Origin of the sequence: Flavobacterium sp. CG_9.10 (assembly GCF_015752245.1) — a bacterium.
GTDB lineage: Bacteria > Bacteroidota > Bacteroidia > Flavobacteriales > Flavobacteriaceae > Flavobacterium.
The window spans coordinates 136,652-153,193 of record NZ_JADOVD010000006.1 but is presented as its reverse complement, the minus strand read 5'-3'; the positions used below and the strand labels follow the sequence as shown (position 1 = coordinate 153,193).

The window sequence follows — 16,542 nt, the reverse complement described above, 5'->3', positions numbered from 1 at the left end:
CGACCTATAGGCAAATCAACCGATTAACATTTATGAAAAAATCAATAATGGCGTTAAGCGCCACACTTTTGCTTGGCGGAGCCGTTTCTGCACAAAAAGTAGCTTTCGAAGAATACAATCTAGACAATGGTTTACATGTTATTTTACAAAACGACCCTTCGGCTCCAGTTGTGATAACATCAGTAATGTATCATGTAGGCGCTAAAGATGAAAATCCTAAAAGGAATGGTTTTGCTCACTTTTTCGAACATTTATTATTTGAAGGTACTGAGAACATCAAGCGTGGAGAATGGTTTAAAATTGTCACCGGAAATGGAGGGACAAATAACGCCAATACCACCGAAGACCGCACGTACTACTACGAAATATTCCCTTCTAACAATCTTGAATTAGGATTATGGATGGAATCTGAAAGAATGTTACATCCTGTAATTAACAAAATTGGTGTTGATACTCAAAATGAGGTTGTCAAAGAGGAAAAAAGATTGCGCTATGACAACAGTCCTTATGGACAAATGATTCCTGAGGTAAAGAAAAAAATGTTCACAAAACATCCTTACCGCTGGACTACTATTGGTTCAATGGATCATTTAGATGCTGCAAAACTGGAGGAATTTCAAGACTTCAATAAGAAATTTTACATCCCGAACAACGCAGTGCTTGTAATAGCTGGAGACTTTAACGCCGATCAGACTAAAGAATGGGTACAAAAATACTTTGGCGCCATAAAAAAGGGAACTGCTATTGAAAGAGAGACTTTTGTAGAAGAACCAATAACCCAAACCATCAAAGCAAAATTTGAGGATGGAAACATTCAAATCCCAATGGTAGTGGCTGCTTACAGAACTCCATCGATGAAAACTCGTGATGCCAGAGTTTTGGATTTTATATCAACAATCTTAAGTGACGGTAAAAGTTCAAGATTATACAAAAAAATAGTTGACGACAAAAAAATGGCCTTGCAAATTGGTGCATTTAGCTATAGTCAGGAAGATTACGGAACGTATATTCTGTATGGTTTACCTCAAGCACCAAGGACATCTGAGAACATCCTAACCGAAATTGATTCTGAAATCGTAAAACTACAGACCGAATTAATTTCTGACAAGGAGTTACAAAAGCTTCAGAACAAGTATGAGAATCAATACGTAAACAGCAATGCCTCTATTGACGGAGTAGCAGATAATCTGGCCACTTTCTATATGCTTTACAAAGACGTAAACTTAATCAATACCGAAATTGAGATGTACCGAAGCATTACTCCGGAAGAGATTAGAACTGTTGCAAAAAAATATCTAAATCCTAATCAACGATTAGTATTAGATTATGTTCCATCATCAGACAAAGCCAAAAAATAATACAGAACCATCATGAAAAAAACAATATATATACTATCAAGTCTATTTTTGACTTTAGTTTTGCAAGCACAAGTAATCCCGCAACCAAAACCTACAGCTCCTCCAACAATTAAAATCGGTAAATCCAATAATTTTGAGCTTAAAAACGGACTGAAAGTAATGGTAGTGGAAAATCATAAACTGCCTCGAGTTTCCTATAGCCTTAGCTTAGACAACATGCCTTATGCGGAAGGAGACAAAAAAGGAGTAGCAGATATTACAAGCCAACTTATCGGAAGTGGAACGACGAAAACATCAAAAGATGCCTTTAATGAAGAAGTTGATTTTTTAGGGGCAAATATTAATTTTAATGCAAAAGGTGCTTCTGCCAGCGGATTGTCTAAATATTCTGGAAGAATATTAGAATTAATGGCTGATGGCGCATTGAACACCATATTTACGCAAGAAGAATTTGATAAAATAAAAGCAAAGCTTTTAGAAGGAATAAAAACACAGGAAAAAAGCGTCGCTGCCGTTGCTGGACGAGTGGAAGATGTTTTGGCATTTGGAGTAAATCATCCTTCAGGTGAGTTTTTAAGTGCGGAAAGTATTAACAAAGTTACTTTAAAGGATGTTGTTGCAAACTACAAAACTAATTTCGTTCCTGGAAATGCTTACTTGGTTGTAGTAGGCGATGTCAATACGAAAGAAGTAAAAAAAATGGTTGAAAAACTTTTTAGCTCTTGGACCAAAGCAAGTGCGCCTAAGATTATATATCCTGATCCTAAAAACGTGCAACAAACTCAGATTGATTTTGTAGATATGCCAAACGCAGTTCAGTCTGAAATCTCAGTGGTAAATACAATCAATTTAAAAATTACCGACAAACAATATTTTGCTGCAATTTTAGCCAACCAGATTCTTGGCGGTGGCGGAGAAGGAAGGTTATTTTTAAACTTACGCGAAAAACACGGTTGGACATATGGAGCTTATTCGGATGTAGGATTCGGTAAATACGTAGAAAAATTTCGTTCTTCAACATCAGTACGAAATGCTGTAACGGATAGTTCAGTAGTTGAAATTTTAAGCGAATTAAAAAAAATCAGAACAGAATTAGTAACTGCTAACGATTTGAAAAATGCAAAAGCAAAATACATTGGTACCTTTGTAATGCAAGTTCAAAAACCATCTACAGTAGCGCGCTACGCGTTAAATACTGAAACACAAAATTTGCCTGCTGATTTTTACGAAAACTATATTAAAAATATAAATGCAGTAACGGTAGAAGACATTAAAAGCGTAGCTAACCGCTTTTTCTTAGCGGATAATATCAGAATAGTGGTTGTAGGTAAAGGATCTGAGGTAGCTCCTTCACTGGAGAAACTAAAAATTCCAATGTTCTATTTTGATAAATACGGAAAGGCAATTGAAAAACCAATTTTCAAAAAAGATATGCCAGCAGGCGTAACCATTAAGAGTGTCTTAGACAAGTACATTGTTGCCATAGGTGGAGAAAAAGCCGTAAAAGCGGTAAAAACAATCGCTATGGTGGGTTCAACAGTAATACCTCAAGCACCATCACCTTTAACTTTTACTTCAAAAGCAGATGCGAAAGGTAAATTAAATGTAGAGTTAGCCATGGGAACGATGAGTCTTATGAAACAAGTAGTTAATGAAACTAGTGCTTATGTGCTACAACAAGGACAACGAAAAGACTTTACAGGAGCTGAGTTGGTTGAAATGAAAAATAGCGCAGTCCTATTCGAAGAATTACTATTGGATAAAAAAGAAGGTGCAACACTTGCGGGTATCGAAACCATTAACGGTAAAGATACTTATGCCATTAAGGACGGTAAAACTACGCTGTATTATGATATGACTACAGGTTTAAAACTGGCAAACTCAAAAACAATGGATCAAGGAGGTAAGTCTATTACTCAAGTAACTAATTTTAGTGATTACAGAGACGTTAAAGGAGTGAAAGTTCCTTTTAATATCATCCAGAATGTTGGCTTTGAATTGGATATCAAAATCAATGAAGTAAAAATCAACGAAGGAGTTACAGACGCAGATTTTAAATAATCAAATCCTGAAATAAACAAGAAAGGCTGTCTTAAACGACAGCCTTTTTTTTTCTTGGAAGACAAATTAAGATCGTATAATTTAATATGGTTTAAGTAAAAGTCTTTTCCATTCTAAACCGGAAAAAACTTTTGCAACCTTCTCCGCTTTGATTTACTCTAAAGAGTTTTATTTTGAGATAGATGATTCAGTATTTGCATTTGTATTGCTTTTTGAAATGAAATATAGGATTATTTCTAATCATAGTTTAAGCTCTTTGCCACAACATTAAAAAGCGTCATTTACATTACTTATGTCTTATTTATCCAATCCTATAATCGTATAATAAAAATTAAAGTAACCATTCGGGAGTATATGACTATTTTAACAATTAGTATATTTTACGGACAAACATTCTGCTTTTTCAGAAAACATGAAAAATTAATTCTTTATAAACTTGCTTTGAAATATATTTATTCCTGATCTAACTTGAATAATGAATTCACCTGTGGCAAGGGTTTCTACATTTATATTGTTAGTGCTTTGGGTTTGTTCTTTTACTATTTTGCCGGTAAGGTCAGTAATGATTATTTTATCAATAATTATATTGTCAGGTAATTGAATATTGAGATTATGACTTGTTGGGTTAGGATAAACATTTATTTTGCTATCTAATCTAATTTTATTTATTCCTAAAGTTGTTATTTTCGCAATATATAAACAAGTCGTGCAACTAGGAGTGCTATAATCTGCGGACATAATAAATTGTAATGGATTAGTTGCATACCAGTCATAGGACACAGAACCGTCATAATCGGTAATTTTTTTTCGAATAACATTACTATAGGTACTAAAAGGGGTTTTTAATGTACCATAGGCATCATAAATACTGTTATTAGTATAGATAGTTGGATCACCAGTGAAAGTGTAAGTATCAGATATTACAGTATTGTAAGCGTAAGGGAATGTAAATAAAGTATAGGGATTTGGAGTATAATCAACATAAATAGTAGTATTGTCAACATCTGCAATTTCTTCTAAAGACGTTGGTGAAATTTTGTATAAACCATACAAGGTAACTGGAGGAGTAGCGTTATTAGTAAATTTAAAACAGTAATTCGCGGTAGGAAAGTTTACAGCAAAAGGCGCTGTATTAATAGGTATAGTAGAATAAGACGTAGTTGTACCATCAGTTGTTAGTGATACTGAAGAAAAATCCCAAACTTGGTTAGGACCTGCACCTCCTGGAGATAATCTAGAAGCATCACCATAATAATCAACGGCAGAATAATTTAGAATTACATCAGAAGCATTGAGTACTGGCTGCGCTATTATAACCTTACTTAAGAGAAGAGCTATAATAAATAGTGTAGTTTTTTTCATAATTTGTAATTATTATATTTATATAACGTTAAGGTACAACAAATTACGTTAAATATGTACAAATTAAACTAAATGAATTAATGTTTACTTCTTCGCCGATAAGTAAACGCCAATCAAAATAATAAATGCTCCAAAAAACTGAACAGGAGTTAGCATTTCATTGTCTAGCAATCCCCAAAAGAAAGCAACTATAGGAATTAAATACGTTACCGAAGTGGCAAAAACAGGCGAAGACATTTGAATCAGTTTAAAGAAAAGAATATTAGCAATTCCAGTTCCTACAACTCCTAAAATCATAATGAACAAAATCGAATGTTGCACTTTGGCGATATGTATTACTTCAAAAAAGCCAGAAAAAGATAAAATAAGCAATGTAGGTAGAAGCAAAAACGCAAAATTTCCAGTAGTAATACTCAGCGGACTTAAATCCGATAAATATTTTTTTAGCAAATTGACATTTACAGCATAACAAACGGAAGCAATAATGACTAAAACAGCATAATAATAGTTTTGTTCCGGATGGTTTATTGCTCCATTAAAAACCAAAAGCATACTTCCTACCAGTCCTATAAAAACTCCCCAAACCTGACTTCTTTTGAAATTTATTCCAAAAACGATAGCTCCCAAAATCAACGTGTTTAATGGAGTCAAAGAATTTAGAATCGCCGTTATGGAGCTGTCTATTTCTGTTTCGGCAATGGCAAAAAGATAGGCAGGAATAAAGGTGCCAAACATAGATGTCAGCGCAATGTATTTCCATTTTTGCTTCGGGATTTTCATCAGACTTCTAAAACCTATCAATAATAGAAAAATGGCAGCAAACAGAATTCGCAAGGAACCCAATTGTAACGCGCTTAATCCAATTAACCCTTTTTTTATCAATATAAATGAACTTCCCCATATCAGGGCAAGAATCATCAAGTAAACCCATTTCAATTGTCTTGCATTCATACTCTAATTTTTGCCCCAAAATTGTAATAATTTTATGAATTACTGTTCCTTTTTTTTCATTAATTTTGCAACTAATTATTAGGTAATTAATTTAAATCCAATCATAATGAATTTCTCAAAATCATTAGCAGTGGTAGTACTTACAAGTCTTTTGTTTGTAAGTTGCCAAAAAAATAATTCAGAAGCTTCTAAAACGGGAATGGTTACAGCAGAAACTACTGCTCCAAAAGTTAAAAAAGAAATTGCATCCGCTAATTTGCAAACTGCAAGTTTTAAAGTGGAAGGAATGACTTGCGCGATTGGTTGCGCCAAAACCATACAAGTTGAATTGACAGAACTTGACGGGGTGCAAAAAGCAACAGTAGATTTTGACAAAAAATTGGCCACAGTGACTTTTGATAAAACGGTTCAAAATCCGGAGAGCCTAACTAAAGTAGTTCAAGCTACAGGCGACGGGAAAACATATAAAGTGTCGAATATGAAGTCATAATTAGACTATTCCATTTTCAAAAAAAAGCTTCTCAATTGAGAAGCTTTTTTTATTGAACCATTTAAGAAATTGAAGGTAATTTAAGAAAGTTTTGAATGACAACTGTCGATAAGCCTATTTGTTCTTAAATGTCTTATATGGTTGAATTTTTTTATTGACCTTTCTAAAAATTATTTCCACTTCAAGGTTTCCATCAGTCTTTGCATGTCGTTTCTAACATAACTTGCCGCCGGCATAATAGAATCGAAGTTGGGTTTAGCATAGAAATAAACCGAGCCTGTCACAAAATGTTTGGTGCTATCGGTTACGTAAAATTGTGAATTGGTGGCCGCGTTTCCATCAACCTGATAGAACATACCATATACTTTTTTGGTAGGATTCAAATAAGGTTGTTCCAGAATATTATCTGCTTTTATGACGTGCTCGTAGGTTAGTTTTTGAGCGTCACGCAACAATTTGGCGATATCATTGTTCACGGGTTTGTAAGTCAAATAAATAGTGGCTTTCATTTTTGGATACGAAATAGTAAACCCACAATCTTTCTCTCCTTTGATCACCGCTTCTGAATTCATTTCGAAAGCAAAAGGACATTCATTTTGAAAACTTACATATTTTGCCTCTGGATAATCCAATCTCAAATAACTAGCTGGCTTCGGCAAAACATCATCTTTGCAGCTAAAACTTAAGAACGATACCAATATGATTGTTGAAAAAGGGATTATTTTTTTAAACATTTCTATTCTAATTTATTTAATCTTTTATTTTTCAAAAGAAACATATTCCGCAATGATTCCCGTTCTTTCGGAGTGGGTTAGAGGGAGAAATTATTCAATTGTTACTTTGATTTGTTTGATGCGTTTTTTATCTACCGTTTCAATGGTAAACTGGCAGTTTTCAAAAGCTATTTTTTGATCCTTTTTAGGGAAATTGCCTAGTATTTCGAGAATAAACCCAGCCAGGGTTTCGGCTTCTCCTTTTTTAATTTCAAATGATTCTTCGTCAACATCAATAATTCTGTAGAAATCTTTTAGATTTATTTTTCCTTCAAAAAGATAATTTTTGTCATCAATTTGGGAACAAAAACTATTTTCATCATCGAATTCATCACTAATATCGCCCACAATTTCTTCGATTACATCTTCCAGTGAAACTAATCCGGAAGTTCCGCCGTACTCATCAACAACAATTGCTAAATGACCTTTCTTACTTTGGAAATCTTTAAGCAAATTGTCCAATTTTTTATTTTCGGGAACAAAAAATGGTTCTCTTAATAAAGTCTTCCAGTCGAAATCACTGGTGTTGATATGTGGTAACAAGTCTTTCACAAATAAAACGCCTTCAATCTGGTCAATATTGTCTCTATAAACTGGAATTCTTGAATATCCTTTTTCTATGATTTTGGGACAAATAGCAGCGAAAGGTTCTTCAATTTCTAAAGCAAAAATATCTATTCTGGGGCTCATCACTTGTTTAGTGTCTGTATTTCCAAAACTCACAATTCCTTCTAATATTTTTTGCTCTTCGGTTGAGGTTTCGTCTGAATCAGTAAGTTCTAATGCTTGTGACAATTGATTGACAGAGAAATTGGTCTTTTGTTTTCCTAATTTATTATGCAAATATATCGTGGCGGATCGCATGGGTAAACTCAAAGGTGAAAGCAATTTGTCAAGGGCTGCAATAGGATAAGCAATCAACTTGGCAAACTTGATGTTGTTTCTGCTGGCATACACTTTTGGTAAAACCTCACCAAACAACAACAGTAAAAAAGTTACGACAATTACTTCCAGAATAAATTTTAAAACTGGCGAAGTGACTGCGGCAAATAAATTTTTTCCCACAAATGAAAATAAAATTACCACTCCTATGTTGATGAAATTATTAGCTACAAGAAGTGTGGCTAACAGTTTTTTTGGTTTTTCAAGAAGATCTGATATGATTTTTCCTTTGGAAACATTTTCTTGTAAGGTTACATCGATGTCTTTTTGTGACAACGAAAACAAGGCTACTTCTGCTCCTGAAACTAAAGCAGAACAAAACAGTAAGGCAAATATCCCAATAAAACCAAATACTAAATCAGTATCAATGGCATAGGAAAAGAATAAACTGGGCTCTGGGTCCAAATTAAATAAGATTAGTTAAACAATCAAAACGGTAAATCATTGATAGGTAAATCGCTTTTTTGTGTGTCAAAGTTAGTGTTTTTTGTGGATTCCGAACTTTGAATTTGTTTGTTGTTGTCGTTGTCCTTCTTTGTGGATAAAAAAGTAAACTCCATTACTTGAATTTCGGTCGTGTATTTAGTTGATCCATCCTCCGCTTGCCACTGACGGGATTTTAAACGTCCCTCCACATATATTTTGTCCCCCTTGGAAAGGTATTTTTCACAAATTTCGGCGGCCTTATTTCGTACCACTAAATTATGCCACTCGGTAGAAGTGATTTTTTCGTTGGTCGTTTTATTGATGTAAACGTCGTTTGTTGCCAATTGAAATCTTCCGATACAGTTGCCTCCTTCAAAATAATGCATTTTGACTTCGTCACCTAAATGCCCTATTAGCATCACCTTATTTAAAGTTCCATTCATGATATTCAAATCCTATTTCAATCAAAGATACATTTTTTTGCAATCTTATATTATTCCTTTTCTATAAAATTGTGAATCACAATGGGGAAAGGAAATGTTTTTAAAGTGTCATTATTTATTCCGTTTTCAATGCTTCCGTTTAGATTGACTTTCCAAAACTTGATATGCAAATGTTGATGTGATAATTTATGGATTATACTTTTATCATTATCTTCTAATATGCTTATAATGGTATTGTCCTTAAAATATTCAGTTTCTATTTGCTCCGAGATAAAATCGAAATTCTCTTCCTTTTCTGTTTCTATCAAAGGGAATTCATATAAGTTATGCCAAATGCCTTTAGCTGTTCGTTTTTGAATTATCGTATTATCCTTTTCATCGGCAACCACAAGATAATTAAAGTATCGGTTGCGAACTTTTAACTTTTTAGACTTCACCGGCAATTGATCGACTTTCTTTTTTTGTAAAGCAGCGCAACTTTCGTTAAAAACGCAGATGCCACAATTAGGGCTTTTGGGAACACATTGCAAAGCACCAAACTCCATTATTGCCTGATTGAAAATAGCGGGATTAGCTTTTGGCATTAATTCGAAAGCCAAAGCAGTGAATTCTTTTTTGGCGGAAGCCTGAGCAATATCAGTTTCAATGTCAAAATAACGGGACAAAACCCGAAATACGTTTCCATCAACAACCGGAACTGCTTCATTGTAAGAAAAAGAGGCAATTGCCGCTGCAGTATATTCTCCAACTCCTTTCAGTTTCAGTAAATCAATATATTTATCTGGGAAAATTCCGTCTAAATCAGAAGCGATGTATTGAGCCGTTTTATGTAGATTTCGGGCACGGGAATAATAACCCAATCCTTGCCAAAGTTTCAAAACTTGTTCTTCATTTGCTGCGGCGAGATCAAAAACAGTTGGAAAAGCGGTAGTGAACGATAAAAAATAAGGCATTCCCTGAGCTACTCGCGTCTGTTGTAACATAATTTCGGAGAGCCAAATTGGGTATGGATTGGTGGTATTTCTCCATGGCAAATCCCGTTTATTTTGTAAATACCATTTTATCAATACGTTAGAAAAATTCATCTTTAAATATTAGACTGCAAAAGTAAAAGTTTATGTGATTAAAATTTAATGAATTAGCTTGAATAATTGTTTTTTAAATTCCTATATTTGCAAACTCAAAAAAATAGTACAACATAATATAATAGGAAAGAAAATGACGAAAGCAGATATCGTAGCAAAAATTTCAGAAAAACTAGGTCTTGAAAAAGGAGATGTTCAGGCAACTGTAGAGACTTTTATGAATGAAGTAAAAAATTCATTAGAAACTGGAGACAATGTTTATTTAAGAGGTTTTGGAAGTTTTATTGTAAAAACTAGAGCAGAAAAAACAGGTAGAAATATCTCGAAAAATACAACAATAAAAATTCCTGCACACAATATTCCTGCATTTAAACCTGCAAAAGTTTTTGTTGAAGGAGTAAAAATAAATAACGAAGCAAAATAACATAATTAATTAATCATAAAATCTTCAAGATATGCCAAGCGGTAAAAAAAGAAAGAGACATAAGGTAGCGACTCACAAACGTAAAAAAAGAGCGAGAGCTAACCGTCACAAAAAGAAAAAGTAGTTTTAAACTACTTTTTTCTTTTTAAAAGTTCATTGAAATTGAAACGGAATGATTTAAGAATTAAGATTAACGATTGTAGATTGCAGTTTTTTTTAAAACATCTGAAATCGAGAATCAAAAATCGAGAATCAAAAATCTTTAAGTTTCCCCGGGTACAATACCTGTTAAAATATTGTTTAATCCATCCTGACAATTCAGTTATGAGTTATGAGTTATGAGTTATGAGTTTTTTTTAAACTTTAAACCTGAAACTTTAAACGTAAAACTAAAAGTTCGGATAAAAATTTACAGCGTGAATAAAGAATTAATCATCCGATCCAGTTCTGAAGCAGTAGATTTTGCCTTATTAAAAGATGGAAAACTAATTGAATTACACAAACAGGAAGAAAAAAGCAACTTTCAAGTAGGCGATATTTTTATTGCCAAAATTCGAAAACCAGTTGCCGGACTTAATGCCGCTTTTGTAAATGTAGGCTTCGAAAAAGATGCCTTTTTACATTATCATGATTTAGGACCCAATTTAGCTTCCCAATTGAAATTCATAAAACTTGTAAGCGCAGGTAAATTAAAAGATTTCTCCCTAAAAACCTTCCAGTTTGAAAAAGAAATAGACAAAGATGGTACTATTACTGATGTATTAAGTTCCAATCAATCTGTTTTAGTACAAGTCGTCAAAGAACCAATATCTACTAAAGGACCTAGAATTAGCGCTGAGCTTTCTCTAGCCGGACGTTTTATTGTTTTGGTTCCCTTTTCTGACCGTGTTTCTATTTCACAAAAAATAGAAGACAAAAAAGAAAAAGACCGTTTGAAACGACTCGTACAATCCATCAAACCAAAAGGATTTGGTGTTATTGTTCGCACAGTAGCCGAAGGCAAAAATACAGCCGAATTAGAAAAAGATTTGCAGAACCTGCTCAGCAGATGGACTGCAATGTGTAAAAAATTACCGACTGCTCATCATCCGTCCAAAGTATTAGGAGAACTCAACAGAGCCTCTTCGATATTGAGAGACGTTTTTAATGATACCTTCAGTGGTATTCAAATTGATGATGAAGAGTTGTACAACCAAACGAAGGATTATTTGCAAGAAATTGCACCTTCAAAACAATCAATTGTTAAGTTTTATCAATCAAATGATACGCCTATTTTTGAGAAATACAACATAGAGAGACAAATCAAAACCTCCTTTGGGAAAACAGTTTCCATGAGTAAAGGGGCTTATCTTATTATCGAACACACTGAGGCTTTGCACGTTATAGACGTAAACAGCGGAAACCGTTCTAATAAGGCCACTAATCAGGAAGACACCGCAATGGAAGTGAATATGATTGCTGCTGCCGAAATCGCAAGACAATTACGTCTTCGTGATATGGGTGGTATCATCGTAGTGGATTTTATCGACATGTCAAATCCAGAAAATCGTAAAGTGTTGTTCGAATTCCTTAGGGAAGAAATGAGCGATGATAAAGCGAAACACAAAATCTTACCTCCTAGTAAATTTGGATTAGTCCAGATAACAAGACAAAGAGTAAGACCAGAAGTAAATATTAAAACCAGAGAAGAAGATCCAAACAATGAAAATGGCGAAATAGAAGCGCCAATTCAAATCATTGATAAAATAGGTTCTGATCTGGAAACAATTTTAAAAACCCACAATAAAGTCGTACTTAATGTACACCCGTTTGTGGCTGCATACCTCAGTAAAGGTTTTCCATCATTACGTTCAAAATGGTTTTTTGAACATAAAAAGTGGGTGAAAATCATACCTCGTGACGCTTACACGTATTTAGAATATCATTTCTACGATAAAAAAGGAAATGTTATTACATATTAAATCAAAACCGCCTTTCGCAAGATTGGCGGTTTTTTTGTGCCTTATTGTCATTGCGAGGAACGAAGCAATCTCATCTATTATTTTCAGTTTATTTTTTGGAGCTATTTCCGGCTATACGTTACAATCTTTTATCCCTAAAAATCGGGATAAAAGGATTTTCACTGCTATCCGGGCTAGGGCATTTGTGGTTTTAAAGATTATTTGATATTAAAAACGTATTGTAAGTTTTGTAATAAAATATTTATATATTAGCGAAGGAAATTAAGGTAGTTTGCTCCATTATACCATTCTGTTTTTAGTGGAAGATATAAGCTTTTTGACTGGAATATTACAAGTCATCAGTAAAAAAAATGGGAGAATAATTAAAAAAAAATACATAAACAAATGCTTTTTAATTCAATAAACTTTGCGATATTTTTACCAATAATATTTATCTTATATTGGTTTGTTGCTAACAAATCCCTTAAACTTCAAAATATACTACTACTTGGCGCAAGTTACTTTTTTTACGCTTGTTGGGATTGGCGCTTTTTATTCCTCTTGTTTTTTTCAACATTATTAGACTATTTCACTGGAATTAAGATGTCAGAAGCGCAAAATCTCAACTCTAAGAAGTTTTGGTTTTGGTTAAGTGTTTCCATTAATCTTGGTTTTCTGGGTGTTTTTAAATATTATAATTTTTTTGCTCAATCATTTACGGATGCAATTTCAAACTTTGGTTTGAACGTAAATCCGTGGACATTAAAAGTTATTTTACCCGTGGGAATTTCATTTTATACTTTTCATGGTCTTTCATATGTAATAGATATTTATAAAGATCGAATTAAAGCCGAAAAGAATTTTATTGATTACTCTGTTTTCGTCAGCTTTTTTCCTTTGTTGGTGGCTGGGCCAATAGAAAGAGCAACACATCTTTTACCTCAAATTCAGAGTAAGAGAATTTTTGATTATAATAAAGCCGTTGATGGATTAAGGCAGATTTTATGGGGGCTATTTAAAAAAATTGTAATTGCTGACACATGTGCAATTTTTGCAGATGACATTTTTCAAAACTATTCAAATTATTCTGGAGGAACATTGATTGTTGGAACAATATTGTTTTCCTTTCAAATCTACTGTGATTTCTCCGGATATTCAGATATCGCTATAGGTGTTGCTAAATTGTTTGGGATTGATTTGATTACGAATTTCAAAACTCCTTATTTTTCAAGAAATATTGCAGAATTTTGGAGAAGATGGCATATCTCTTTATCCACATGGTTTAGGGATTATGTATATATTCCTTTAGGAGGTTCAAGAAAGTCAAACTTTATATCAATTCGAAACGTTTTTATAATATTTTTAGTTAGCGGTTTTTGGCACGGTGCGAATTGGACTTATTTAATTTGGGGAGGACTACATGCGTTATATTTTATTCCGTCATTTGTAAGGAAAAAAAATAGACAACATCTTGAATTTAAAGTAATAAATAATTTTGTTTCAAGAGTTAAATATTTTTTTGATATCATATTAACTTTTTGTCTTACTTCATTTGCTTGGATTTTTTTTAGATCCAAAACTGTGAAAGATGCCGTTATATTCATAAAAGGAATCTTTAATCAACATAATTTCTTTAAAATACAAACAGCTAAAACCTATGAATTAAATATAAGACCTTTACTTTTTTATATTTTTATTTTCTTGATTATTGATTGGTATTATAAAAATGAAAATGTTGTTTTTACGTATCAGAATAAAACAAACAAATCACTGATTTTAAAATATCTCTTTTATTCTATTACTGTAGTAAGTATTTTACTTTCAATTAAAAATCAAGCGACAAGCTTTATTTATTTTCAATTTTAAATATGAAAAAATTCATCTTAAAACTTATTATAACTGGTTTTATAGCATATTCGTTATTAATGAGTCTGCAACTTATAATTGATTTTTACTTATCAAAAGACAATATTTGCAACAATAACACGTGGTACAAAATCTTTGAAGGTAAATTGCAAACTGATATTGTTATTCTAGGCACATCGAGAGCAGAATCACATTATGACACTGAAATTTTAAATAAAATTACTGGGCTTAAAACTTATAATCTTGGATTAAGTGGTACACATTATAACTTATTAAAAATAAGATGGGAGGCATATATTAACAGAAATATTAAACCTAAAATAGTAATTCTAGATATAGACGATATCGCTTTGCAAGATTCAGAAGAGATATATGATAAATTCCAATATTTACCTTATTACGAGTCAGAAGAATATCAAAAGGTTTCAAAAGATATAGACAAAGATTTTTATTTTGAAAAATTCTTTCCAATATATAAATACAGAGGTTATGAAATGAGTATTTTTAATCAAATGAAATCTCTAAAAAACAATTCGTTCTGCTCAAAAAGCATAAATGGTTATGTAGAGCATGATATAAATTGGATAGAGAAAGACTATCTAAACTTTAAAAAAATATTGCTGCAAGACAAAATGGTACAAAAAAAGAACCAGAAAATAAATTCTATAGGATTATCTGTCATTGAAGAAATAATTCAGTATTGCAAAGTGAATAAGATTAAAATATATTTTATTTGGTCACCATCTTATTATGAATTGCAGACTTATCAGTTAGCAAATAAAAAAAATGTAAATCAATTGATTAAGAATATTTCACAAAAACATCGTATAGACTATTTTAATTTTTCAAATGATTCATTGTGTCTTCAAAAAAAATATTTTTATAATTCAGCACATATGAATAAAAATGGAGTAGCAATTTTTTCTAGAAAAATAGGTGAGCTAATCAACGAGAAATTGTAGAGCTATCCAGATACTTCCTTGTTTTTGACAGCTAAGTAGTTACGTAATGTCAACTCAAATTTACTTCCTTTTCTCCGCAAAAAAACGCAACATCAACTCCGAAGCTTCATTTGCTAAAACACCACGAACTACTTTCGTTTGAGGATGCAATTGTGTTCCCATTTTCATTACTCCCCACCCTTAAATTCTCAACTGCTAAAAAAAATATTACATTAAACGCTAATATTGAGTGTAATAGAATAGAAAATTTAATAAAAAAAATTGCATATCACGTGATTAATTTATAATTTTACACGTAAATAAATTTCATCATGAATACTAAGCTCACTTTGAATATTGACCAAAACACAATTGAGGAAGCTAAAACCTATGCTAAAAAAAATAGCGTAAGTCTTTCTAAACTTATTGAGAATTATTTGCAATCATTGACCAAAAAGAATGCAGAGAAATCTAAAGTAAGTCCGCTTGTAGAAAGCCTTACAGGAGTCATTTCGCTTGAAAGTGATGACTATAAAAAAGAATATTCTGAGTATTTATCCAAAAAATATTCTTAATGGAAAAATTATTGGTAGATACAAATATCGTAATCGATTTACTGTCAAAACGTGAAGAATTTTATAGAGAAGCACAGGAACTTTTTACCTTGGCAGATCACAATAAAGTAAAACTCTATATCTCTTCTTTGTCAATAGCAAATACCCATTATTTATTAGCAAGAAATCATAAATTAGATGAGGCAAGAAAAATCCTGATTAAGTTTAAAGTATTGGTAGAAGTTTTACCTATGGATGACAAAATTTTAGAATTGGCATTGGTTTCTGATTTCAAAGATTTTGAAGATGCCATTCAATACCATACCGCTTTAGAAAATGATTTGGATATTATTATCACCCGAAACAAGAAAGATTTTAAAAAATCAATTCTTCCCGTTTTGACAGCAAAAGAATATCTGAAAAAATAACGTTAAGAGAATTTTTTACCTACTTCCTTTTCTCAGCAAAAAAACGCAACATCAACTCTGAAGCTTCACTCGCTAAAACACCACGAACCACTTTAGTTTTAGGATGCAATTGCGTTCCCATTTTTACAAACCCGCGGCTTTCATCGCTTGCTCCATACACAATTTTAGAAATCTGACTCCAATATAAAGCACCGGCGCACATTTGGCAAGGTTCCAGTGTAACATAAAGCGTACAGCCTATTAAATATTTTCCACCAAGATAATTCGCCGCTGCAGTGATGGATTGCATTTCGGCATGAGCTGTTACATCGTTCAACAATTCGGTTAAATTATGGCTTCTTGCAATAACTGTATTGTCAATTACAATAATGGCACCAACAGGAATTTCGTCTTTGTCAAAAGCCATTTCGGCTTCCTGCAAAGCTTTTTTCATAAAATATTCGTCGGTGAAAAGATTTATCATACCTGCAAAAATACTATTTTGATATTATTTTTCAT

The 16,542-nt window shown here is 32.6% G+C and carries 16 protein-coding genes; 9 read left to right on the top strand and 7 right to left on the bottom strand.

Annotation, left to right across the window (positions count from 1 at the left end; all coding sequences use genetic code 11):
• The first annotated feature begins 32 nt into the window (after positions 1-32).
• Both IWX84_RS07005 and IWX84_RS07000 read left to right on the top strand, forming a co-directional pair.
• Positions 33-1,358 (top strand): M16 family metallopeptidase, encoded by a 1,326-nt coding sequence (locus IWX84_RS07005; RefSeq protein ID WP_196850021.1) that lies wholly within the window; start codon positions 33-35, stop codon positions 1,356-1,358.
• A gap of 12 nt (positions 1,359-1,370) precedes the next feature.
• Positions 1,371-3,419 (top strand): M16 family metallopeptidase, encoded by a 2,049-nt coding sequence (locus tag IWX84_RS07000; protein WP_196850020.1) that lies wholly within the window; start codon positions 1,371-1,373, stop codon positions 3,417-3,419.
• A 420-nt stretch (positions 3,420-3,839) separates the two neighbouring features.
• On the opposite strand, the gene IWX84_RS06995 is transcribed toward IWX84_RS07000, so the two are convergent.
• A complete protein-coding gene (locus IWX84_RS06995; RefSeq protein ID WP_196850019.1) occupies positions 3,840-4,781 on the bottom strand; it encodes a T9SS type A sorting domain-containing protein in 942 nt (313 codons plus the stop codon).
• 84 nt (positions 4,782-4,865) lie between these two features.
• Complete coding sequence (locus IWX84_RS06990) at positions 4,866-5,732, bottom strand: DMT family transporter (RefSeq protein WP_196850018.1); 867 nt, start codon at positions 5,730-5,732, stop codon at positions 4,866-4,868.
• 106 nt (positions 5,733-5,838) lie between these two features.
• Here IWX84_RS06990 and IWX84_RS06985 point away from each other — a divergent pair, with 106 nt between their 5' ends.
• Complete coding sequence (locus IWX84_RS06985) at positions 5,839-6,222, top strand: heavy-metal-associated domain-containing protein (RefSeq protein WP_196850017.1); 384 nt, start codon at positions 5,839-5,841, stop codon at positions 6,220-6,222.
• A gap of 170 nt (positions 6,223-6,392) precedes the next feature.
• Here the strand turns inward: IWX84_RS06985 and gldD are convergent, their stop codons facing one another.
• From gldD to mutY, 4 genes are all read right to left on the bottom strand, one after another.
• On the bottom strand, positions 6,393-6,956 hold the full coding sequence (gene gldD, locus IWX84_RS06980) for a gliding motility lipoprotein GldD (protein WP_196850016.1): 564 nt from the start codon (positions 6,954-6,956) through the stop codon (positions 6,393-6,395).
• A gap of 90 nt (positions 6,957-7,046) precedes the next feature.
• Positions 7,047-8,342 (bottom strand): gliding motility-associated protein GldE, encoded by a 1,296-nt coding sequence (locus tag IWX84_RS06975; protein WP_196850015.1) that lies wholly within the window; start codon positions 8,340-8,342, stop codon positions 7,047-7,049.
• A gap of 23 nt (positions 8,343-8,365) precedes the next feature.
• Positions 8,366-8,806, bottom strand: a complete 441-nt coding sequence (locus IWX84_RS06970) for a single-stranded DNA-binding protein (RefSeq protein WP_196850014.1) — start codon at positions 8,804-8,806, stop codon at positions 8,366-8,368.
• A 50-nt stretch (positions 8,807-8,856) separates the two neighbouring features.
• Positions 8,857-9,891: an A/G-specific adenine glycosylase gene (gene mutY, locus IWX84_RS06965; protein ID WP_196850013.1), complete on the bottom strand. Its 1,035-nt coding sequence runs from the start codon at positions 9,889-9,891 to the stop codon at positions 8,857-8,859.
• Positions 9,892-9,994: 103 nt separating this feature from the next.
• On the opposite strand from mutY, the gene IWX84_RS06960 reads away from it, so the two are divergent.
• The 6 genes from IWX84_RS06960 (at position 9,995) to IWX84_RS06930 (ending at position 16,044) form a co-directional block, all read left to right on the top strand.
• The gene (locus IWX84_RS06960; RefSeq protein ID WP_262487700.1) at positions 9,995-10,315 is read left to right on the top strand and encodes an HU family DNA-binding protein; all 321 of its coding nucleotides are present in this window, start codon (positions 9,995-9,997) and stop codon (positions 10,313-10,315) included.
• Positions 10,316-10,731: 416 nt separating this feature from the next.
• A complete protein-coding gene (locus IWX84_RS06955) occupies positions 10,732-12,276 on the top strand; it encodes a ribonuclease E/G (protein WP_196850012.1) in 1,545 nt (514 codons plus the stop codon).
• A gap of 384 nt (positions 12,277-12,660) precedes the next feature.
• Entirely contained in the window at positions 12,661-14,121 is a 1,461-nt protein-coding gene (locus IWX84_RS06950; protein WP_196850011.1) for an MBOAT family O-acyltransferase, read from the top strand.
• A gap of 2 nt (positions 14,122-14,123) precedes the next feature.
• Complete coding sequence (locus tag IWX84_RS06945) at positions 14,124-15,083, top strand: hypothetical protein (protein ID WP_196850010.1); 960 nt, start codon at positions 14,124-14,126, stop codon at positions 15,081-15,083.
• Positions 15,084-15,394: 311 nt separating this feature from the next.
• The gene (locus IWX84_RS06935) at positions 15,395-15,637 is read left to right on the top strand and encodes a DUF6364 family protein (RefSeq protein ID WP_196850009.1); all 243 of its coding nucleotides are present in this window, start codon (positions 15,395-15,397) and stop codon (positions 15,635-15,637) included.
• A complete protein-coding gene (locus IWX84_RS06930) occupies positions 15,637-16,044 on the top strand; it encodes a type II toxin-antitoxin system VapC family toxin (RefSeq protein WP_196850008.1) in 408 nt (135 codons plus the stop codon). Before IWX84_RS06935 ends, IWX84_RS06930 begins: the two co-directional genes overlap by 1 nt.
• A 19-nt stretch (positions 16,045-16,063) precedes the next feature.
• Here the strand turns inward: IWX84_RS06930 and IWX84_RS06925 are convergent, their stop codons facing one another.
• On the bottom strand, positions 16,064-16,507 hold the full coding sequence (locus IWX84_RS06925) for a nucleoside deaminase (RefSeq protein ID WP_196850007.1): 444 nt from the start codon (positions 16,505-16,507) through the stop codon (positions 16,064-16,066).
• Positions 16,508-16,542: the final 35 nt, after the last annotated feature.